Source organism: Mesorhizobium sp. M0751, from assembly GCF_040320265.1.
Taxonomy (GTDB): domain Bacteria; phylum Pseudomonadota; class Alphaproteobacteria; order Rhizobiales; family Rhizobiaceae; genus Mesorhizobium.
The window spans coordinates 72,643-93,891 of the sequence record NZ_JAMYPH010000012.1 but is presented as its reverse complement, the minus strand read 5'-3'; the positions used below and the strand labels follow the sequence as shown (position 1 = coordinate 93,891).

Genomic DNA, 21,249 nt, shown 5'->3' with positions numbered 1-21,249 from the left:
TTGTCTGCACATCGTTTTCCACGGAGGCTGCCTTCAGCGTCAGGAGAGCTGCTGCCGACAAACCTCTGATATTGCTTAAGATTGCTAGGAGGCTCAATGCAGGATGAAGAGTTCAAGCCGAGCCTGGGCAAAATCGGATCGCGCGGCTCGAAGGCAGGCAAGCGTTTCGCCGGCCAGATCCGCGCCGCGATCAACCGAGCCGGCGGCGGCAGCGGTCGCCGTGGCCGCTTCATCGGAAGCCGGGCGGGGCGCGGCGGGGCTGCTGCCGCCGTTCTCAGAGCGCGCGACCCCCACGCGGCGTTTCGGCAGCGGCGCGCCGTCGTCAAGGCGCGTATCGTCAAGCTGGCCGGCAAGGGTGTTGACGGGGCACGTGCACACCTTCGCTACCTCCAGCGCGACGGCGTCACCCGCGAAGGCAAGCCTGGCGAGCTCTATAGCGCCGACAGCGACCGCGTTGATGGCAAGGCCTTCATCGATCGTGCCGATGGCGACCGGCATCAGTTCCGCTTCATCGTCGCCCCTGAAGACGGCATCGAGTATGATGACTTGAAGCCGCTCACGCGGCGCCTCATGGCGCAGATGGAAGAAGACCTCGGCACTAGGCTCGACTGGGTGGCCGTCGATCATTTCAACACTGGTCATCCGCATACCCATATTATCGTCCGCGGCAAGGACGACCGCGACGAAAACCTCGTCATCGCGCGGGACTACATCTCGTCTGGAATCCGTGAACGGGCGGCCGAGCTGGTCAGCCTCGACCTTGGCCCGAGAACGGACCGCGAGATCGTGCAACGCCTGCGCCAGGAAATGGAGCGGGAACGCTTCACCAGCATCGATCGGCAGCTGCTCCGCATGCGCGACCATGAGGGGCATGTCTCACCGGCCAGCCGAGACACGTTTCGCCAGACGCTGCACCAGGGCCGCCTGCGCAAGCTCGAGCGGATGGGTCTGGCTGAGGAAGTCGGCTCGGGCCACTGGCGCCTTGATGGCGAGCTTGAAGCGACACTGCGCCGCATCGGCGAGCGGGGCGACATCATCAAGACCATGCACCGCGAACTGACCGGCAAGGGGCTCGCCCGCAGTGCCGCCGACTATGTTGTCCATGATCGATCTGCAGAGCAGATGCAGCCTGTCGTCGGCCGCATCATTGCGCGCGGCCTGGCCGACGAAATCACTGACCGCCATTACCTCGTCGTCGACGCCGTAGACGGCAAAAGCCACTATGTTGATATCGGCAAAGGCGAGGCAACCCAACCGACGGCAGAGGGCTGCATAGTGCGGGTCACGCCGAGGGACACCGGGCCAAGGCAAGTCGACCGCACAATTGCCGAGATCGCCACGGCCCATGACGGGCGCTACAGCATCGATATCCATCTCAAGCATGACCAGTCGGCCACCGAACGCTTTGCCGAAACGCACGTGCGGCGACTGGAGGCGATCCGCCGGGCGACCGGTGGTGTCGAGCGCGAGCCGGACGGTACATGGACTATCGCGCCGGACCATCTCGACCGCGTCGCGGGCTACGAGCGTCAGCGAGCGAGGGCCGAGCCGGTTGTCGTCGACAAGCTCTCATCAATGCTGCTGGAGAGCCAAGTCAGCTTCGACGGCGCCACCTGGCTCGATCGAGAGCTGGTTTCCGACACACCGGAGGCCTTGCACAGCTCTGGTTTCGGCCGCGATGTCCGAGAGGCGCAAGGCCGCCGACGGCAGTGGCTGATTGCGCAAGGTCTTGCTCGGGAAGAGCAGGACCGGATCGTCTATCGCGCCAACATGCTTTCTATCCTGCGTCAACGTGAGCTGAACCGTGTTGCCGGTCAACTGTCTGACGAACTCGGTCTGCCCTATTCTGAAGCCCAGAGTGGAGATCGAATAGAAGGCACGCTCCGCCGCTCCGTCGAGCTCGCCGGCGGAAAATACGCTGTCATCGAGAAATCGCGCGAGTTCACGCTGGTACCATGGAGGCCAGTGCTTGATCGGTCTGTTGGCAAGGAGGTGTCTGGTGTCATGGGTGGGGAGGGGATTTCATGGACCATCGGCCGGCAGAGAAGCGGACCAAGCATTTCGTGACATGGCTACACAACTTCTTTTGCCCGCGTTGAAACAGGTACTCAGTCCGGACGGAGTTCGCCCGCTAATTGCCCGCGGCATTGATCTCGCGAGGGATAAATGGCTGGTCGTGCAAGACTTATCGTTCGCTCTACAAAAAGCGCCCCAATCATTCATCGTATTCCATGGTTCTGAGCCAAAACCCTCCTGCGCCACCACGGCACTCTTCCCGGTGCCACGGAAGCCCCGCCGACGACGGCGGTGCCGGCCTGGTTGCGCAGGGCTGCCCCCGACCCGAACAGTTGCGGCGCATGAGGACTTGCAATCACTGCAGGTGCGGCCATCGGCGCGCTCGATGCGATGGTCCGCCAGCTAGAGGGGTGGGCTGGCGCCTGGTGACAGCGCCTAGGCTTTCGGCGGCCGCGGTACGGCGAGCAGGCTCGCGGCGTCGAGGATGAAGCCGCACTTCGCGATGTTCTTCTGCTCACACGACCGGGAGACGAGGTCGGCCCCGCGGGCCGGATGCTGTTGGCCGGGCGTGAACTGGCTGCCCATCCCGCTGAGGATCTTCTAACGGGAGAAACCTCGCTGCGGTAGGGAAGATTTCGGTCGTCGCCCGCGACGACGAGGCGGTCAGCGACCTGGCCAGACGAGCTCGGCAGCTTTCCGCTGCGGCATGGTGACCGGCGCGATCATGGCCGCCGAATGAGATCGCTTCGAACGCACCGTCGGATGCTGGCTCGCCGACGCTTTACTGGCGCAGCGCCTGGGAGGGGCAATGCGGTGCCGCTACTGGGCACCGAGGCAGCTTTGGGCATGAGACCCGATCAATCGCGCCGGGCCGCGACGGTCATTGCGGCATCTGGAGTCGAGGCCGGGTCAGACCGGGGGAAAAACTGCTCGTCGCGTAGGAGCCCCGCGTTGCGCGCCGTCGATCTTTCCGCCGCGCGGACCGGGGCTTGCCATTGCCCCGAAACTGGAGGCCAAGGCGACGGACCCGCCCTGCGTATACCGACGCCCGCCGCGCCGCCGTCGGCGGAAACGAGCGAGCCGTGGACCTCACACAATCTGAGGTGCTGGTGACGATGTGCATCACCTACTTCCATCCGCATTCCTGCCCACGAGCTCACCGGTGCGCCCGCGGTGCTGCGAACCCGCCGACGAATATTTGGCAGAAGCCGGAGTGGGCGCTCACCCGCGACGTCGCGTCCATCTCCAGAAGCCCCGCTAGCAGGTTGTGACCATTGCTGTGGCAATGCAGCAGTCCTGGATGGCTGCATCAAATCCACGCGCGCGCTGAAGCATCGTGAAAAATTCATGGAATATTTCAGCTGATAAAATGAGCCGATTCAATTTCGATCGATCAATCAGCGCCCTTCTCGGGGCTGTCGGTCCGCGTCGCGCCTGACGGCGGCGCTATGCTGGTGCTCCTACGGCCGCCCTGTTGAACCGCTTTCTCCAGCACCGAACTTAATTGGTCCCGCTGGCGGACATTTCGATGCTTCCGCCTTGTAGGCCTTCTTTGTTGCGGCCGGCTCTGCGGCACGGCTGCGCCGACGTGAACGTGCTTGGCGGCACGTTTTGTGAGGGAGGAAAAGAGGCGCGCGGCCCTCTCCCTGCAAGCCGCCGATGGCGGATTCCTCCGTCTGCCCGCTTCGCTCCGTGCAGACCGGGGAGACCCCGCCGCCCCCCTTGCTCCCCGCTGCTCGCCACGATGCAGGGGGACAGGCGACCTGAACCCGTGCCCAAGCCGATCTGATGTCAGAGGCGGTGGGGCTGGACATGGGCCGCCCGTGGTGGACGTACCTGCCACACAAATCCTCATGCTCGCCTAACCGGCCGCAACGTATGGCAATCCGGGCAGTCCCGATGAAAGATGGAGTAGGTCTCGGCCATTCCCGTGTCCGAACCCAGAAAAGTTACTGGTTTCCTTACGGGCGCGATACAAAGGGCACGGGCTGGACTTGGCTGCCGGGGGCGGGGCTTGTCGACCGCTCGATCGAAAGTGAGAGACGAGGAGGAGAATCACCGACCTGCAGAGCGGCAAGGCGCTCGCCTACCTCCCTGTCAGTCACCGTTAGCCGATGGTTTAGACGAAGATAGTCCGTCCATGTCGGCGTGCGGAATGTCTCGGTCCAAAGGGTCGAGTTCTGAAGATCGCGCTGGAGGGTCCAGTCCCGCGCACCGGCACGGCTCTGAACGCGCCGCCTTTCGCGCATGCAGCTCAGAAATTCCTCGATATTCTCCTCGGGTATCGAGTACTCCACCTTGATCACGATCGGGCCGCTCCTGGGCTTCAAATCGAGGGCCAGTTCTGGTGGCCTGAAGTCGAAGGCCCCTTGATCGGATTCCTCCCATAGCCGTACCGGCAATAGCTTTCCCACAGCTGCAACCAGCAACAGCGCCGCTGCAGCACCTTCCAAAGCCCACGTCAGGGAATAGTACTGCGCGACAGCACCCCAGATCCAGCTGCCCGCTGCCATGCCGCCGTAGGTCAGGGCGTAATAGATCGACAGGGTGCGACCAACGACCCACCTTGGGCTTGCCAACTGCACACACACGTCGGTTCCGGTCCAGGTGACAACCCAGCCTGCGCCAGCGATTGCAAGCGCGATCGCTGCTACGGCCACCGATGATGTGAGAGCCAGTAAAAGGCAACACGTTGCGCAAGCAACGGACGCGAGCGTGATCAATCGATTTTGGGACGTGATGCGTCTGAAGTAGCTATTGCCAATGCCCGCGATGAAGGCGCCTGTGCCGAAGCCGGCTAACAGGACGCCGTAAACAATTGGCCCGCCCGCAAGTTGGTCGCGAACCACGAGGGGGAGCAGAGCAAGGATCGAGATGCTTGACAGCCCGAACAGGGTTGCGCGCACGATCGCCACTCTGATCTCAGAGGAGATTGCCGTGAAGCGCATGCCATCATGAATGGCCGTCGTCATCCGCTCGCGCGGAAGAGGCGAAGAGCGAACTTGCCACTTGGAGCGCAGCACAGCGCTCAACGGGACCAGGTCGGTCAGCGCAGCGAAGGCGAAAGCCGTAAGGGGGCCCAGCAAAGCCAAAATTACACCGCCCAGCGCCGGTCCTATGCTCCGAACCACGTTGTACCCCACCGACATCAGCGTCACTGCAGCGGGTATGTCGCGCTTTTCCAGGATGTCGCCGACCGAGGCGTGCCAGGCTGGATCATTCAAGGCAAAGCCGCATCCCGCCAAGAAACTCAGCCCCAAGATCAGCCATGGACTGACAAAGCCCAGTCCAACAGAGAGAGCCAGCGCCGTGGATGCCAGTGCGATCAGGCAATGTCCGGCAAGCATCACGCCGCGGCGGCTGAAGCTGTCTACAATCGCTCCAGCAAGGATCGACAAGAAGAAGGCGGGCAGTGTCGATGCAGCCTGCACGAGCGCAACCATCAGATCGGAGGCTGAAATCGTTGCCATAAGCCAGCTTATAGCCACGCTCTGCACCAGCCAGCCAAGGCTGGATATCTGCGTGGCTGTCCAGATCGAACGAAAGACCGGATTCTGAAGAGGGATCAGTGTGTTTGCCGCAAAGGGCGGGGAATCTTGACGCCGCATGACTTCTCACCTCCACCACGTAGTTCTTTCACTCACTCACTTGCTGACAGCGGTGCGCCTTACGCACAGCTGCGTCACAACCAAGTTCCGATATCGCGCTCGCAACAAAGTAGATGTCGCATCCACGGTGCTGATGCGCGATGAGTGTGCCAGTTGGGCGTCAGCTGGTCTGGGTCGCGCAGCCCGATGGGGTGCGGTCTGCCCTGCGACTCTTGGCCTTGGACGGTGCTACCGCCCCGATGGGCGGGTTGTCAAACTGCCACGGTGCTAGCAGCGCCCATCCCATCCTGACAGGCATGAGCATACGACGCAGTGCATCGCTGGTATCGGAGGCGGGTGCAAGATCAAGGGTGGCGTCGTCTTGACAAGTACGAGCTGGTGGGCGCCTTTGCCCGACCTACACATCGGCGATTCATGGGGCCGCCGTTCAACTCGTTGGTCTATGCGCAAAAAAACATATACGCTTGTAAAAGACGTTTCGTGCCGGCGCAGGCGCCGAGGAGGGCGCGGAAGCCTTCACCATCGTCATCCCGCCACCGAACGTCACCGGCTCGCTGCATATGGGCCATGGGCTCAACAACACGCTGCAGGACATTCTGGTGCGCTTCGAGCGCATGCGGGCAAGAATCTCCTTTGGCAGCCGGGCATGGATCATGCCGGGATCGCCACACAGATGGTGGTCGAGCGCCAGTTGATGGAGAAGCAGATCCACCGCCGCGACCTGACGCGCGATGAGCTCATCGAGACCGGCGGCGCGATCCTCAACCAGTTGAAGCGGCTGGGCGCCTCCGCCGACTGGAGCCGGGAGCGTTTCACCATGGACGAGGGCCTGTCCAGGGCGGTGCTCGAAGTGTTTGTCACCCTCTACAACGAAGGCCTGATCTACAAGGACAAGCGCCTTGTGAACTGGGACGGAAGCTCTTGACTGCGATTTCCGACCTTGAGGTCGAACAGCAGGAGGTCAACGGTAATCTCTGGCATTTCCGCTACCCCGTCGAGGGCGAGGTTTTGGATCCGGAAAATCCTAAAACCTTCATCACCGTGGCGACGACCCGCCCGGAGACGATGCTGGGCGATATGGCGGTCGGCGGTGCATCCCGACGACGAGCGTTTCCGGCATCTTGTCGGCAAGAACCTCATCCTCTGCCGATCGTCGGCCGCAGGATCGCGGTGGTGGCGGACGAGTATTCTGATCCGGAGAAAGGCAGCGGCGCGGTCAAGATCACGCCGGCGCACGACTTCAACGAATTTGAGGTCGGCAGGCGCCATAAGTTGCCGGCGATCAATATTCTCACCATAGAGGCGGCGGTCACCCTCACGGACAATGACGACTTTCTCGCCGGGCTGGAGGTGACGCCGTAGCGCCATGCGGTCCGGGACGAGCTCGACGGTCTGACGCTTACATCTCGCCGAACTGGTATCCAAGCAAGCATGAATTCCATAACCAGGTGCCGACGTGGAACTATCTCGTCGTCCACGCCCACGGACGCATCACTGTCCGGGATGATGAGCGCTATGTGTGCGCCGTAACGTGGCGAAGCTCACTCACATGCATGAAGCCTCGCAGCCTGCCCCGTGGAAGATGGGCGACGCGCCGAAGGACTTCATTGACACGATGGTGAAGGCGATCGTCGCCCTAGAAATCGAGATCACCACCCTGGTTGGTAAATCAAAACTCAGCCAGAACAAAGAGGTGCGCGACATTCAGAACGCTGGTGAAATGCTGAATGCCCGAGGCGTCAATGGGATGGGAGAAGCGATGCTCGCGGCTGCGGCGGCCAAATCCCAATAGCAACTATCTTGTCCCGACAAGCCGCTGGTGCTGGATTTCCAACGGGTGACCTTGAGAGACAAATGCTTCGGCTCGCCGGAAACGCGACCAGCATCTGACCACCCGCTATGCGGCAGATGGACAAGAACTCAGGCCGCCATCGCCAGCCACATCCGCAATGCCGCCGGATCGATGGAAGCTGCTTACCCCGCCAGCCTCTCCGGTCATGCCGCCTGCGTCGTTAATACCTTGAACAGCAGCCTGGCGGTTAAACCGCCTTGCGTGTTCGGTATGGCGGCACAGCGGTTTGGAGATCGGAGCCGACTGGCAGCGAACGCCACGGCCCACGGTAGCGATGCCTCGCAGCCAGGTTGGATGACCAAGCAGCGGCATGTGCGGCAGGCTTGCACCCGCTTCAGATGCGAGACGGGTCAAGACAATCATCCTGCACAACGCCACGCGGCGGTGAGCCGGTTTCGAAAAGGGCCGGCCCCGGCCGTTCATACAAGTGGAGTTGGGGGCGCGGGGCCGGATCAAGCCTATCGCGTTGGACCCGCCGGGACCGCGCGTACATCATCCCGGCAACGCCAGGCGCTCGCCTGGCGTCATGCGGGCTTCGGCTTGGCGCGCCGAATGTCTGGACCGGCATCGCGGAGCAATGGCGCACCAGTCTACGACATGGTGCGTAGTCGCCATGCTGCCCCTGGCCAGATCGTAGATGACCTCGGCTTGTTCGCCATGGCGAGCCGAAGCACGTTGACGGCCGTGCCGGGTGATGCGCCGTCCCAGACTATCATCCCAAAATCGGCGCGCGCCATCTCCCGGTCTTTGGCGGCGTAGATCCAGTATCCTCTAGCGCCTTCAGGAGACGGGACCCGGTAGGCAGCCCAGTCGCCCAGATCATTGCGGGGTTCCTTGGCCGCATGGAAGACCCCGACATGTTTGTAGCCGTAGCCCGCGAGCAGGCCCTGCGCCTCGGCATCGGCTCCAGACGCGTCGCCAATCAGCACGCCGTGCACGGCAACAACGATTGGGCGGATCCGAGCGATGGCAGGTTCCGGCAGCTCAAATATCTCGCGTGAACCCCCTATGAATATCATCGACATCATGACTTTCCCTTCTCTCCAGGGCTCCCTCGCTCTGACCGCCGTCTCCCTCTGGCCCTGCGTGAGGGGTCACCCGAACGCCGAGACGGCGAAGCCGGCTCAGGGAGCGGCGGGACGCCGCAACTAAAGCCCGGTCGGCGGCAGGCCGGCGCGCAGACCTGCCGCTTCCGGAGGCGCTACGCGCGCGGAGCTAGTGGCCTTTGTCGGCCAGCCAGAGGCTCACGTCCTGGATCGAGCGCATGAGCACCGACGGATTGTCCCGCGCGGGAATGAAGCCCCAGCTCTGCCAGTAGCGCTCTGCCTCGGCGTCGATCGCCCGCACCACCACCGCGCGGCCGCCGACGATGTCGGCGCCGGCGACGCAGCGATACAGCGCGTCCTTGACCAAGCCGCTACCGACGCCTTGTCCGGCATAGCGGTGGTCGACGGCGAGTTGTCCGATCAGCAGGCAGGGGATCGGATCGGGCGGGCGTCCGGTGCGGATGGCGCGCGGTGCGCTATTTGGCTGGATCACGCCCGGCGCGAGGCCGTAATACCCGACGACTGTTCCCTCGTCGTGAACGACCAGGACGCGGGTAAACCCGCGGGCCTGGTTCGTTCGCGCGAAGCCGGCCAGCCAAGCATTGAGCGCCGGCTTGCCGCAATCGAAGCTGTCGAGGCGATGTGCGTGGTCGAGGAGCTCGATGCCTGAAAGCGCCACCTAGCTGTCCCAGGGCGGGGACCGACGCAGCCGCTCGGCCGCCTTCGTCGGGGGCGCAGCGGCCGGGGCTGAGATCGCCTGCATGAAGGCGTCATAGGCTTCCGGGGACACGCGGATGACGGTTTCGTTGAGGATGGCCGCCTGCGCCTCGTGCAGCGCGGCGCGCCGCATGAACTCCGTGCGCGACAGGCCGAGCAGCTCCGCGCCGCGGTCGATGATGGTGAGATCATCGTCGCGAAACCGCATCGAGACGGGTGCTTCCTTCCTGGTGGGTGTGGTGGCCATGGCGCGCTCCTGTGCTGCGAACGTATATACGTTAGTGTAACGCGGAACGCAATACTACGTTCCCTGGCGACGTTTCGTGGCGGATGGTCTCAGGATTTCTCGCCGGATCGGTTCTTCTCGGCTTCTCGCCCCAGTCGCCATTGCCGCAATCCAGAGCAAGGTGGCTTTGGTCAGCTCCGGCGGATCAATTACGGCTTTAGGAAGTGCATTTGTTTTTGGCGGCCGGATGAGCGGGTCCAGAAGCGAAGTCGCTGCCATGACTGTCGCCGGACGAGCCCCGGCTATCCCGAACCTGATGAACATCTGACGCGATGGCGACTTTCGGGCCGTCACGCCACAAAGGAGGAACGGCTATGAAGGCTGGGCGGCGGCACTTTCATTCTCAGGCGCCGCTCTATGCCACCTGTCGGCCAATGTGACATCGCCACTGCGGTCCTTCGAACAAGTCGATTCGATTCTGAATTTCGGCCTTTAGATGATTGTAGCGATTGAATCAGCGACAAGGGCTGGGCAATCGCGGTTGTGGTGACCGCGAGCCACTAAGCTTGTGCCGTACCCTTACAATGATTCATCAAGGCGTTTACCTCGGCAATCACGAGATCCGGCGTGATGTCGAACTTGCATCGGACTTTGACCGGACAATGCCGCACTTGGTCCAGACCACATCCGCGACATTCAATAACACTCATAAGCATGCTGACCAAGGGACCTCGAAACCCCCAAATCTCCGGTAGATGTGACGCCGTGAAAATGCCGATAGTAGGGCGGCCAAGCTGGGCAGCGACATGGCCGGTGCCTGAATTGTTCGAAACGACGAGCGCGGCCGAATTCACGAGACAATTGAATTCCAATTCTGACAAGTCGACAGCCGTCCGAATGTTCGCGGCTCCACGTTCCCTAGCTATCTTCGCAACCTCCTCAAGCGCTTCCAGGCATTCGCCACGGCCAACGAGGACCACCTCACCACGGGTCGAAAGAGCAGCGACAACTTTGCCAAAACTTTCAATCGGCCAATCTCGCAGGCTGGAATTGGAGAACGGAGCCACGACAATCGGGGCATTGCCTGTAGTCGAATTCTGTGGGTGACCCGCTCCGCTTTCGAAATAGGCAGCTGCCTTTGCGACCAGAAAGAGGAGGATTTCTGACACATGCTGGAGACGCACCTGCTTACGGTCAATGAACCAATCAAGCCATCTACGGGGGATTTTGTTAGCAAGCCCTATTTTTTGGACCAGCTTGTAGAAAATGGTTCTGCGCAGTTTCAGATTGAATGGCGCTATCGCAATATCGATCTGATGCATGCTGTACGGATCAACTATCGCCGCACGGTGCCTGGCGGGGACTTCAAGCAAGATGGGCCTTGTTTCTTCCGGAACACGCATATCAATGGCAAGATCAAACTCGCCGGTCAGCAGCGGCCTTATGTCGGCGGCTGCTTTGCGCGTTTTGACTTTTGGGTTGCGAGGAAAAAAGTCAAAAGCAATGTGATCGTCGGCGAGGTCGAACTGTTTTGCAGTAGCGATGTTCCAGCTTCCCACCACCAGCGTAATGTGGGCATGCGCAAAACGCTGACGAAGGTCCTTTAGGGGCCCTAGAGACATCCAAAAGTCGCCGACATGATCAAGCTTGAGGACCAAAATTCTCATCCTTGCGCTTGACTGTTCCGGCTCTTCCCAGCTGCGGTATATAATTTGATTGCGGTCGTGCTTTGTAAAATATGCCATTGCCATTCCGAAGATTATACGGTCAACACTGATAGCCCAGTGACGCGTGTGTAGGGTTGGAGTGCTCCCCACTTGTCCGCGTCTCCGCAAGAATTCTGCCATCAGATCCAAGCCGCGCTCCAGCAGGAGCTGTCGGGCGAAGTCTGCATCTCTAGCGGTGGTAGCGCGCCAAGAAGCCAGCTATGTCCCGACCCGCAATGTGAAGGGCTTCGTCACGGTCTTGCATGCAGTGAGTTCGAGAAACGCCGAGTAGACGGCGTTCGCCAAGCCGCCGTCCCCAGATCTCGAGCATAACGGCAGTGGCCTCGCTCTTTGGTCGATGCTGATCCTGAATGAGACCGTCGCCGCCGGCGACGACATCGCCGGCCGGATTGACCGTCTCCGGCACGCCCTGTCGCTGTGGTCCCGCATCATGGTGGTTACAAAGGACCCGCCGCAGGCGCTTTTTTCTGCGCGTCCGGGTCGTCCAACATGAAGTGGACGAATCAACCCTGTGATGAAGTCGACCGCCTGCCTGGGGTGTGCTGGCAGGCGGCGTCGATGAACACCTTTATTCGCCGAGCTTGGATAGCGGCATCCCTATCACGCTGAGAGCCTGTTATGCTGGTCCAGCGTTTGATCGCAGTCTTGATCCATGCGAGCAGCTTGTGAGGGATGCAACCGAACGAGGCGCTGCTCCCACAGTCGTCGCAGGCCCTCCATCACAGCGTCACGCTTAGCCTGATCCGGCGCAATTGTATTGAGGAGATCTCCCAACATGGCTTCGCCCTCAATCCGCATCAGCAGATTAAACAAGTCGTGTGAAATTCGTACACTGTCACTGCTGAAGTGGGTCGTGCTGATCTCGCAGTGAGTCTCCCGACGATCTGGCGCTTTGTAAGCGCGGGTTTGATGGAGGGACACATAGGGCGGCAACGAAACCGCAAGCGCAGTCCAATCCTGCAGCGTTGCAGCCCGCTTTTTTACCAGGAAGGGCCCGACCACAAGTCCATCCAGCTCTGTCGTCAGAAAGGTGGCAATCGCGTCTGCAACCGAATCCACGATCGGTTCGGCATTGTTGTTAAAGGACGTATTGAGCAGAATTGGAGTGCCTGTGCGCTTCTTGAACGCATTGATGACCTCCCAGTACGCGGGATTGGCGTTGCGCGATACTGTTTGCAGGCGAGCGGTACCGTCGACGTGCGTGATGGCACCGAGCAAGGCGCGCTTTGAGTCACGCACGCGAACGACGAAATTCATGAATGGAAATTCGTGCCTACCGTCCGGGAGGTCGAAAAATTCGCTCGCATCCTCCTCCAGCACAGATGGCGCGAAGGGCCGATAGCCTTCGCGCTTCTTGACCATCGCATTGATCCGGTCCTTGTTTGCGGCGGGCCGAGGGTCGGCAAGAATGCTGCGGTTGCCCAGCGCACGTGGCCCAAACTCCGAACGCCCCTGCACCCAGCCGATCACGGCGCCGTTGGCGATCCAGTCGGCTGCACTGCTTGCCACGTCATCAGAGCGTTCAACCTCGAGATGTCCGGCCCATGCATTCAGTTCCTGTTGCACGGCGCGCTCGCTCCCGAGATCAGGACCCCAATAGACCTCCTGCAGTCGCTCACACGGCGCGGGGCGGCCCATCTCGTTAGAGACTATCAGCGCAGCTCCCAATGCGCAGCCAGCGTCGTGAGACGCGGGTTGCACGAAAATGTCTTCGAAAAGCCCTGAATACAGCAGCTTACCGTTCATCGTGCAGTTGTGGGCCACCCCCCCCGCCAGGCACAACCGCTTCATGCCGGTGGCCTCACGGTGATGCCGGAGAATGTGGAACACGATCCGCTCAAGCGCTTCCTGCAGTGACGCACTCACATCTCGATGCTGCTGGGTGAAGGGCATTCCCTTTCGCCTGACCTCGATATTGCGGAGCAACGCCGGACCGATGCGGTCGAGGTGAACACGGTAGCCACCGCCGTTGGCGGAGAGCTCGTAGAACTGCTCGAAGAGCTCGCGATAGGGAGCGGGGTCGCCGTAGGGCGCGAGTCCCATTACCTTATACTCGTCGAACAAGCCGTAGCCGAGATAGCGGATCGTCTCGAGATAAAACAGCCCAAGAGAATTGTTCTCGGGGAAAGCCTCGAGTTGCGTAATTTCTGTGCCAGACCCTACCGCCAAGAGGCCCGATAGGAAATCACCAGAGCCATCAATCGCTAGAATGAGACTTTGTTCGAAGCCCGACATTGCAAAGGCGCTCACGGCGTGCGCCTGATGATGACTTACGAATGAAATACGCGAACTGTCCAACTTAGTGCCGAACTCACGCGTTAACAGATCCTGCACCAAGGTTTTAGCATCCAACGGAATGGAGAGAATGTCCGGGTGGGATGCGGACATTCCTTCAAGCATGGCGTTGGCATAGGGCTCGCTGGCGTAGAGCGCGACACGATCAATGTCGTTGAGCTGAACCCCCGCCGCTGACAGACAGTATTGAATCGAACGAATTGGGAGCTTGTTGGAGTGTTTCATCCGATTGAGGCGTTCCTCTTCGACGGCTGCTATCACCCGTCCGTCTCGGACGAGCACCGCGGCGCCATCGTGCATAAAGGCGTTCCGAAGCTCGAATCGGTTTTCATGGACTTGGTCAAGTCCGCCGCTAATTCCTAGACACAGCATTTCTTTCTCCACATAGTGACGGGCAAGCCAAATTGGCCTGCCTCAGACCGTTTCCAACTAAATAGGCCGCGTTGTCGCTTGCAGCTGCAACCGCCTGTCAGGCATCACCGGCATCAAAGAACGCCTCATAAGGGTCCGCCTGAATCAACATGAGATGCTTCGATCGTGGCGCCTGCCGTTCCATGACGCCGAGAGCTTGGCTGGATCATCGAATCTTGAGCGGCTGCTGACTTGCATGCCGGCGATGCCGTTTTCATCTGCAGCACGAACTTGTGACGCGGGCTGCCTATATCCTTGCGAAGGGGCGGCTGTTGACGAATAATGCCGCGCCGTGAACTGGCCCGATTTCATTCCCCGAAAGACCGTCGCACAGGCGAGTGACATGTGCTGCACTGTCCGCCTGCTTCCCGGTCGCACATCCGATAACGCCTTCGCTTGTGCAGGAGGCCGCATCGCGTCATTCGTCGGCCAAACATGGCACCGACTGGAAGCCCGGCAATACCGCGTAGATGTAAAGTGCGCTGATGTTGTATGGTAGCGCTGCCGGCCGGGTCTCCAATCCGCTGCCCAAACGAGCGGACTGCCTGCGGCAAAAAGCCCGCCACAAGCAGAATCGCGCTGGGCAGCTGGCTCGCCTGCAAGACTTCGCAGCTCAGGAACATTGGGGACGACTAGCGTCGAACCGCCGACATGATCGGCCAGTTGCAACTCACTTCTCGGCACGACCTCCACTGCACGTCAGGGCGCATGGAAGATTTTCTCCTTTGGATGGGTGATCGGTGCGGACGTGCTTTTGTCCATGCAAGATTTCCGAAGAGTTATGAAATCGTTTGTTTCGATCAAAGTCATCCACACTATGAATAGCTGCCGGACATGCGCTTCAAAGGGGCTTCAGGCTTCCCGGATGGCTACTCCGATTCGAAGCGCGTGGCATTCCATGCGCTCTATGACAACATTTTTCAGCAAAGGGTATGAGAGCAAACCCACACTTCTTTTTCAGAAGTCGCTTCGAAGCAGCCGAGGCCTTGATGGGCTTCTTCACCAAGTTCGGCGATGGTGCCGCAGACATTCTTCCTCTTTCCGGGCTGAACAAGCGCAGAGTTCGCGCCTTGGCAGTGTATCTGGGCGCTCCGTCTGATCTTGTTGAAAAGATCCCGACCGCCGACCTGGAGAACCTCGTCCCGGTCTCACATACGATGAGATTGAGGACTTCCTCGAAGGCCAAGAGATCAACGAAGCGGCGCACAGGCGTATACTTCATGCGCATTCCAGCACAGCCCATAAGCGAGCGCTTCCCGTCACAACGATTGCCATGACGGGTTCGATATTTAGGCATCGGCAATAGCGTCTCAACATACACGATCGATGGGCTTGCCGCAGTTAGGCAGCTAGCGGCCTGAATTACCGCTGGAGCGAAGCGCTGCTCTTTCAGCCCGCATGCGGTCATGAGGTTGACAGTGTCGGCACGTATCGCCGAGGCCGGCACGCGAACTCATTCTTCCTGAATGCCTGCTCTATCGATCTTCCGCAGCGTACCCACTTGACCGGTCGCTTCGACATTCCAGGCACCTGGATTGTAGCCGATCCTTGCCGCTCTCCTTCGGCCGGTCGCAATGCTAGACGTGCGGCCGTTACGCGATGCAGAGCTTGTTGTCAGATGCGTGATGCGAAACGTGAGATGCAGCTCAAGTTTCGGCGATGGCAGGCGCGCCGCATTGTTGATATGATCCGCGCAGAAAAGGCGCGCAAATGACATCGGATTCAGAGAAGGCTGAGGCCGTCGAGCAGTTGCTTGATACACCTGACCTTGCAACCGCACTGGAAAGTGAACAGTTTAAGAAATTCCTTGACCAGGTGCCGATTGCCATTGCCGTTTCGGACCTTGCCGCTGAAGAGCGCGTGGTCTACGCCAATCCGGAATTCGAGAAACTGTCAGGCCTGACGTCCGCAAGGCTCACCCGAGAAAACTGGGCGGCCCTTTTAGGCACAGGCCTCCATCAGCAAAAGGACAGGCCGCTAGCCGAGGTGGTGGTCGAGGAATCCGATTTGGTCGGCACCTTCAGGCTGGAGCGCAGCGAGGATAAACCCGCGATCGTTGACGTTTATTCCAACGAGATAGAGGACGACAACGGCAAGGTCTGTTTCCGACTGGTGGCCCTGGTCGACGTATCGGCTCACGGCGAGGTGGGAGATCAGCGCTCGGCCGAGGAGCGTGTCAGCGAGAAAGACACGCTGCTGCGCGAACTGCAGCACCGGGTGAAGAACAACCTGCAGATGATCACCGCGCTGATCCGGCTGGAAAGCCGCAACGCGACCGAGGCCGACCGGAGACGGTTTGAGCGGCTCGCCGGTCGCGTCGACGCTCTAGCGATCCTCTACCAGACGCTAACTGCCGACGAGCCGAAGGAGGAGGTCGACCTTGGTGTGTATCTCAGCCAGATCGCGTCCGCGGTCATGAGCTCGCATGCGGTCGAGGGAATCCGGCTGGATATGAAGGTGGATACATATCCCGTGTCAATAAACGTCGCCATGCCGGCCGGGCTGGTCGTAAACGAATTGCTGACCAATTCACTAAAGCATGCGTTCCGGGGCCGCGATGGCGGCACGATAACACTGCACAGCGTCGTCGATGGCGACGGCTGCCGGGTTATAGTGGCGGACGACGGAATCGGCCTGCCGGAAGGCGAGGTGTGGCCCAAACCAGGCAAGCTCGGAGCGCTGATCGCGCGATCGCTGACCGAGAACGCCAAGGCGCAGCTAGCCGTCGAGTCCAGCGCCAACAAAGGGACGAAGGTGACCATCGTTTTCAAGCGGTCGGCGGCAGCAAGCTGAACGGTTGCTGTCGACTAGCAGGCTGGCGGCTGGCTTCATGTCGCGGCTTTGAGCAGGTGGCTGCAAATAGGCCCGGACGCGCTTCGCGGCCTGCTTCACATGGTCGAGGTCTTCCATTATGCTCCAGGCTTGCTGCTTCTGACTTCGGCGGCCAGTCCATCCCCACCTAGCGGAAGGCACTCCCGCCTGATTACGTTGCGGCTTGAGTCTTGACGGCGGGGGCACCTGACGCCTTCGCGCTCATCACGCGCGGGCCGGCAATTCAGCAGCGAGTCATCGCTTGGCCAATCTTGCCGAGGACGAAGGTCTAACCTACAAATAAAATTGGTCCGACTGTTCGTGGCCGGAGGTAACCGCGAATTTGCGCTATCGGGACAGGAGAGCAGTGCTGTAGGCAAACCGGGATGCGTGCATTCGTTCGACTGGTTCTACGATTATCCTGACGCCTGGGGTGACCAGTTGCACCAGTATTTCCTACTACGCGCAATCTTTGCAGGGTCATGTGCAGATCATCGCGGCCCGCCAAGACATCGGAAAACTGATCGACGATCCTTCAACCCCTGAGATATTGCGCGCCCGAATGGCATCGGCGGCCGCCATATAATAGTTTGCGGCAAAGACGGCCGCGATCGAACGGCTGAGGACGCGCTCGCCAACAGATTGCGCGACAGACGATGGGGTGGATACCGCGGATACGACGCCTGGTTCGATGCTCCGATCAACAACGCGAAGCTCGCCGCGACTTCCGTCTACAGCGATTCGGTTCAAAGGCTTGGCGCGTTCGACAAAGCTCGCCGCGCCGAAGCGCGATGCATAGAAGCCGGGATAGTCGCCCGAACACAAGTCGAACAAGCGGAGTGGTCGACCGTTTCGTCCTCCCCGGGGACGAGCCGGTTGCTCTGGCCTGGGGCGACCTGATGGGTCTTGCGGAGCACCGTCTCCAGCATGGCGATCAGGTCTTCGGGAAGTATGGCGTCATTCTGCACAGACGGTTTTGCGTGGCTGTTACGGATGCCGGCGGGCACGGTGGCGATATGGCGGTCCTTTCGATCGAGCGGCTCGCCACGCTGCGTATAATTCCACGCCAGGGAGGAGAGACGGCGCTCGATCGTCGCCACAGAGTTTGGTTTCTTGTCTCCTGTAACCTTTCTGGATGCACAGGCCGTAATGTAGAGGCCGACGGTCTGCGGATCAAGCGGCAACACCTCGAGGTGCTGCCGGCGCGCCCAGGCGCAAAAAATCCGCTCTCGACCGAGCGGCGTCAGACCGGTATTCTTATGGATGTTCATCCGGTCCCCCTGGAGTCACTGAAGCTTCGACAATCTCAGCTTTCCTGGTTCGGACCGGATGGACAACCTACTGAAAGCTCACAACTAGCTACCAATGCGATCAGCTTTCGGGCTATCGGGCGCATCCAGGGAGGATGGGTATGTTCTTGGCTAACGGGCTCAAGCTGCGGGACCGCGGGTGCACGCTGGCACTGATGTTGGCGATCATATGTGTATGTGCGCCTGCACTGGCGGCAAACGCGTCGGATCAGGCGTGCCGGTCCATCGCCAAGCTCAAAATTCCAAGCGTGATCTTTACCGAGGCTAGCCTTCAAAAGCCGCAGGAGATCCCCGCAGATCCCTTCACTGCATTCACCGGCGCCTCGCCTCAGGCGGTAAAAGTGGGCGGGCACTGCCTTGTCCGAGGTGTTATCGGGAAACGCCAGGGGGTCGATGGTCAATCATATGGCACCCGGTTTGAGGTGCGTCTTCCGACGACCTGGAACGACATGTTCCTTTTCCAGGGCGGCGGCGCAGTTGATGGCTTCCTGGCGCCGGCCGTCGGGACCATTCCTTGCCGGAACTCGACCGCGGCTCCCGGGCTCTTGCGCGGCTACGCTGTTGTAAGCATGGATGGCGGGCACCCAAGCCCCGATCCGGCTTTCGGGGTCGATCAAGCCGCACGCATTGATTTTGCGTACGCCTCCATTGGCAAAGTCACTTCGGTCTCGAAGCAGGTGATTGCCAAGTTCTATGGGGCGGCTCCGAAAAAGTCGGTGTTCATGGGATGCTCGAATGGCGGTCGTGAGGCGTTGATAGCGGCTCAGCGATATCCGCTCGAGTTCGACGGCATTGTTGCAGGTAGCCCGGGTTTTCGTCTCAGTGCCGCCAACATTGCCGAAGCCTGGGATACTCGCCAGTACATGAGCATCGCTCCCAAGGACGAGGCCGGCCATCCCATTCTATCCCGCGCCTTCTCCCAGCAGGATCTGAACATCGTCGCCAAGGCGGTTCTCGCTGCTTGTGATGCCCGCGATGGCATTGAGGATGGCGTCATCAACGCCTGGCAGCAGTGCCGGTTCGACCCAAAGGTCCTGTCCTGCCAAGGCGATAAGACGGACAGCTGCCTCACGGCTGGTCAAGTGCAGGCCATGAGCCGCGCGTTCGCGGGTCCGGAAAGCTCCGATGGCGAAAAGCTTTACAGCGATTGGCCATATGATACGGGCGTTGCGGGCGCGGACTGGAGAATGTGGAAGCTGGGCAATTCCCCCACTTCCCAGTCGGATGCAAATAACATCGTTCTGGGAGCCCGCTCGCTTCAATACTACTTCATGACGCCCCCGGCGCCGAATTTTGACCCCCTGAAGTTCGACTTCGACAAGGATCCGGCACGCGTTGCGGATACGGCTAAGCTCAATGATGCGACCGGCACGTATCTCGCCAGCTTCGCTGCCCACGGTGGAAAGCTGCTCTTGTTTCAGGGACTTTCCGATCCAGTCTTCTCAGCCAACGATCTGGTGCGCTGGTACAAGCAAGTCGTCGAGGTCACAAGCGGCGGCGATTTGGAAGCGACTCGCCGTTTCGTGCGCATGTTCATAATTCCGGGGATGACCCACTGCGGCGATGGCCAAGCCTTCGACGACTTTGATCCTTTGGCCGCCATCGAGGGCTGGATAAACCAAGACAAGGCTCCGGATTCTCTCGCGGCTGGCAGCAAGGCATTCCCCGGCAAGCACCAGCCGATCTGCGCTTATCCCACTCAAGCTGCCTATGGCGGTAAGGGAAATCCCGATGAGATCGCGAGCTATTCGTGTCGGGGATAAGAGACCTCGTCATTTGTTCGCTTCAATCTGCGCGCATTCCCGGAACAGGTCTCCCGGACCAAGGATCGGTTGGAAAAGCTAAACCCGGAATTTGTGGGCCGTGCCATAACGCAGTTGATGATCATGCCTGACTACGAAGCGTCGGCCGCCGATAGTCTGGACACAGCGCTCGCTGTGCTCGATGAGGTAATTGTTATCGCCTGAGATCTGACCGCCTCATCCCAGCGGACAAAACGGGGGCATCAGAGCCCGGACGCCTTGGTGAGATTTACGCGGAAACGATCGCGTCGGCGCTGATAATTTCGCGTCATCTCCGCGGAGGCATGGCCGAGCTGTTTTTGCACATAGCGTTCGTCGACCTCGGCCGACGAGGCGAGGCCGGCGCGCAGTGAGTGGCCGGCGAATTTCTTGGCCCGTTCGCCCTCCGACAGATCGCCGCGCACGCCGGCGGCGAGCGCCGTGCGCTTGACTAGGCGTGCGACCTCCTGGTCGTTCAAGCGATCGGCACCGACGGCTCTGCCTTGACCAGCAACGCGCCGAAACAGCGGTCCGTGCGCAATGCGCGCCAGTCTTAGCCAGGTCTGCAGAGCGACCACAGGGCAGGTGGCGTCGGAGGAGCCGCGGCCGATTTCGACCTCGCGCCAGCCGGTTTTGCCGCGCAATGTGACAAGCAGACCCTTATCGGCAAAAATCTCGACCCAGCCGCGCCCGTCCTCGGTCTGATCCCTGCCGACGTCGAGGCCGACGATTTCGGATCGGCGAAGGCCGCCGGCGAAACCCAAAAGCAGCATGGCGCGGTCGCGCAGACCACGCAGCGTGCCGCGGTCGAGGGTCTCGAACATGCGATCAGATCCTCGGGCAGGATCGCTTCCTTCTGCCTGGGAGGGGAGGCGTGGGTGTTGCGAACGCCAGCCACGACCGTTGCGATGTGGCGGTCCTTGCGGTCCAGCGGCTGACCGCGCTGGGCAAAATTCCAGGAGAGCGACGAAAGCCGGCGCTCGATGGTTGAAACGGTGTTGGGCCTTTTGTCGCCAGTGGCCGTACCTGACGCGCAGGCGGCGATGTAGAGCCCGACGACCTGAGGATCGGGCGGGAACATCTCGATGCCTTGGCGCCGGCACCAACTCGAAAAATGCTTCCAGTCGGCTGCGTAGGCGCGACGCGTGTTGGCCGAACTCGCCGCCTCGATATAATCGCGCGCGCGGCCGGCGAGCGCCTCAAGCTGCGCAGGCAGGCTGGGATTGGCAATGGCTGGAAGGGGAGGGGGACGAGGCTAGGTCGGCATCGCCCATCTGCATGACGATATCGATGATGTCGGGCAAAGCCGCGGCGCTTTGTGTGTGAAGCTTGTCCGAAATTCGTAGCATATTTCGGACATCTTGACCGTCACTTCGTCCGAAATCGGACCACAGATTTCGGACAAAGCCCCGGCATCAACCCGCCAATATCTCGATCTGCCGTCGCCGC

The 21,249-nt window shown here is 60.6% G+C and carries 15 protein-coding genes and 5 pseudogenes; 12 read left to right on the top strand and 8 right to left on the bottom strand.

The annotated features are described in order from the left end of the window. Positions 1-96 precede the first annotated feature (96 nt). From rlxS to NKI19_RS19280, 3 genes and pseudogenes are all read left to right on the top strand, one after another. Positions 97-2,067, top strand: a complete 1,971-nt coding sequence (rlxS, locus tag NKI19_RS19290; protein WP_352567083.1) for a relaxase/mobilization nuclease RlxS — start codon at positions 97-99, stop codon at positions 2,065-2,067. 459 nt (positions 2,068-2,526) lie between these two features. Continuing rightward, entirely contained in the window at positions 2,527-2,643 is a 117-nt protein-coding gene (locus NKI19_RS19285) for a hypothetical protein (protein ID WP_352567124.1), read from the top strand. Between the two features lie 398 nt (positions 2,644-3,041). Further along, positions 3,042-3,155, top strand: a pseudogene (locus NKI19_RS19280) (SMC-Scp complex subunit ScpB); the annotation flags it as partial. A gap of 822 nt (positions 3,156-3,977) precedes the next feature. Here NKI19_RS19280 and NKI19_RS19275 read toward each other — a convergent pair. After that, a complete protein-coding gene (locus tag NKI19_RS19275) occupies positions 3,978-5,624 on the bottom strand; it encodes an MFS transporter (protein WP_352567082.1) in 1,647 nt (548 codons plus the stop codon). Between the two features lie 476 nt (positions 5,625-6,100). Between NKI19_RS19275 and NKI19_RS19270 the strand changes: the two are divergent. The 3 genes and pseudogenes from NKI19_RS19270 to NKI19_RS19260 form a co-directional block, all read left to right on the top strand. Beyond that, positions 6,101-6,980: pseudogene (locus tag NKI19_RS19270) on the top strand (class I tRNA ligase family protein); the annotation flags it as partial. Between the two features lie 92 nt (positions 6,981-7,072). After that, entirely contained in the window at positions 7,073-7,246 is a 174-nt protein-coding gene (locus NKI19_RS19265; protein ID WP_352468507.1) for an FMN-binding negative transcriptional regulator, read from the top strand. Then, positions 7,174-7,416 (top strand): FMN-binding negative transcriptional regulator, encoded by a 243-nt coding sequence (locus NKI19_RS19260; RefSeq protein WP_352567081.1) that lies wholly within the window; start codon positions 7,174-7,176, stop codon positions 7,414-7,416. Before NKI19_RS19265 ends, NKI19_RS19260 begins: the two co-directional genes overlap by 73 nt. Positions 7,417-8,066: 650 nt before the next feature. On the opposite strand, the gene NKI19_RS19255 is transcribed toward NKI19_RS19260, so the two are convergent. The 4 genes from NKI19_RS19255 to NKI19_RS19240 form a co-directional block, all read right to left on the bottom strand. Next, positions 8,067-8,504: a hypothetical protein gene (locus NKI19_RS19255; protein ID WP_352517875.1), complete on the bottom strand. Its 438-nt coding sequence runs from the start codon at positions 8,502-8,504 to the stop codon at positions 8,067-8,069. A gap of 187 nt (positions 8,505-8,691) precedes the next feature. After that, complete coding sequence (locus tag NKI19_RS19250) at positions 8,692-9,201, bottom strand: GNAT family N-acetyltransferase (RefSeq protein WP_352453588.1); 510 nt, start codon at positions 9,199-9,201, stop codon at positions 8,692-8,694. Beyond that, positions 9,202-9,486 (bottom strand): type II toxin-antitoxin system TacA family antitoxin, encoded by a 285-nt coding sequence (locus NKI19_RS19245; RefSeq protein ID WP_352468510.1) that lies wholly within the window; start codon positions 9,484-9,486, stop codon positions 9,202-9,204. A gap of 539 nt (positions 9,487-10,025) precedes the next feature. Beyond that, entirely contained in the window at positions 10,026-11,210 is a 1,185-nt protein-coding gene (locus tag NKI19_RS19240; protein WP_352567080.1) for a glycosyltransferase family 9 protein, read from the bottom strand. A gap of 319 nt (positions 11,211-11,529) precedes the next feature. On the opposite strand from NKI19_RS19240, the gene NKI19_RS19235 reads away from it, so the two are divergent. After that, the gene (locus tag NKI19_RS19235; RefSeq protein ID WP_352493109.1) at positions 11,530-11,685 is read left to right on the top strand and encodes a hypothetical protein; all 156 of its coding nucleotides are present in this window, start codon (positions 11,530-11,532) and stop codon (positions 11,683-11,685) included. 107 nt (positions 11,686-11,792) lie between these two features. Here the strand turns inward: NKI19_RS19235 and NKI19_RS19230 are convergent, their stop codons facing one another. Continuing rightward, on the bottom strand, positions 11,793-13,859 hold the full coding sequence (locus NKI19_RS19230) for a carbamoyltransferase family protein (RefSeq protein WP_352493622.1): 2,067 nt from the start codon (positions 13,857-13,859) through the stop codon (positions 11,793-11,795). A gap of 1,013 nt (positions 13,860-14,872) precedes the next feature. Here NKI19_RS19230 and nadE point away from each other — a divergent pair. The 4 genes and pseudogenes from nadE to NKI19_RS19210 form a co-directional block, all read left to right on the top strand. Next, positions 14,873-15,204: pseudogene (gene nadE / locus NKI19_RS19225) on the top strand (NAD(+) synthase); the annotation flags it as partial. Positions 15,205-15,608: 404 nt separating this feature from the next. Next, positions 15,609-16,691 (top strand): histidine kinase dimerization/phosphoacceptor domain -containing protein, encoded by a 1,083-nt coding sequence (locus NKI19_RS19220; protein ID WP_352566850.1) that lies wholly within the window; start codon positions 15,609-15,611, stop codon positions 16,689-16,691. A gap of 451 nt (positions 16,692-17,142) precedes the next feature. Beyond that, positions 17,143-17,295 carry an aminopeptidase gene (locus NKI19_RS19215; protein WP_352453905.1) on the top strand — a complete coding sequence of 51 codons (153 nt, stop codon included), beginning with the start codon at positions 17,143-17,145 and terminating at the stop codon, positions 17,293-17,295. 56 nt (positions 17,296-17,351) lie between these two features. After that, a complete protein-coding gene (locus tag NKI19_RS19210) occupies positions 17,352-17,609 on the top strand; it encodes an aminopeptidase (protein WP_352566848.1) in 258 nt (85 codons plus the stop codon). Positions 17,610-17,611: 2 nt separating this feature from the next. Here NKI19_RS19210 and NKI19_RS19205 read toward each other — a convergent pair. Then, positions 17,612-17,929 (bottom strand): annotated as a pseudogene (locus NKI19_RS19205) (integrase); the annotation flags it as partial. 191 nt (positions 17,930-18,120) lie between these two features. On the opposite strand from NKI19_RS19205, the gene NKI19_RS19200 reads away from it, so the two are divergent. Continuing rightward, positions 18,121-19,782: a tannase/feruloyl esterase family alpha/beta hydrolase gene (locus NKI19_RS19200; RefSeq protein WP_352493621.1), complete on the top strand. Its 1,662-nt coding sequence runs from the start codon at positions 18,121-18,123 to the stop codon at positions 19,780-19,782. Positions 19,783-20,024: 242 nt separating this feature from the next. Here the strand turns inward: NKI19_RS19200 and NKI19_RS19195 are convergent. Then, positions 20,025-21,149: pseudogene (locus tag NKI19_RS19195) on the bottom strand (site-specific integrase). Positions 21,150-21,249 lie beyond the last annotated feature (100 nt).

Bases quoted from the DNA above. Each gene is read 5' to 3' on its own strand.
- rlxS (WP_352567083.1), top strand. From the start codon at position 97: ATGCAGGATGAAGAGTTCAAGCCGAGCCTGGGCAAAATCGGATCGCGC.
- NKI19_RS19275 (WP_352567082.1), bottom strand. From the start codon at position 5,624: ATGCGGCGTCAAGATTCCCCGCCCTTTGCGGCAAACACACTGATCCCT.
- NKI19_RS19260 (WP_352567081.1), top strand. From the start codon at position 7,174: ATGCATGAAGCCTCGCAGCCTGCCCCGTGGAAGATGGGCGACGCGCCG.
- NKI19_RS19255 (WP_352517875.1), bottom strand. From the start codon at position 8,504: ATGATGTCGATGATATTCATAGGGGGTTCACGCGAGATATTTGAGCTG.
- NKI19_RS19245 (WP_352468510.1), bottom strand. From the start codon at position 9,486: ATGGCCACCACACCCACCAGGAAGGAAGCACCCGTCTCGATGCGGTTT.
- NKI19_RS19240 (WP_352567080.1), bottom strand. From the start codon at position 11,210: ATGGCATATTTTACAAAGCACGACCGCAATCAAATTATATACCGCAGC.
- NKI19_RS19235 (WP_352493109.1), top strand. From the start codon at position 11,530: ATGCTGATCCTGAATGAGACCGTCGCCGCCGGCGACGACATCGCCGGC.
- NKI19_RS19230 (WP_352493622.1), bottom strand. From the start codon at position 13,859: ATGCTGTGTCTAGGAATTAGCGGCGGACTTGACCAAGTCCATGAAAAC.
- NKI19_RS19220 (WP_352566850.1), top strand. From the start codon at position 15,609: ATGACATCGGATTCAGAGAAGGCTGAGGCCGTCGAGCAGTTGCTTGAT.
- NKI19_RS19200 (WP_352493621.1), top strand. From the start codon at position 18,121: ATGTTCTTGGCTAACGGGCTCAAGCTGCGGGACCGCGGGTGCACGCTG.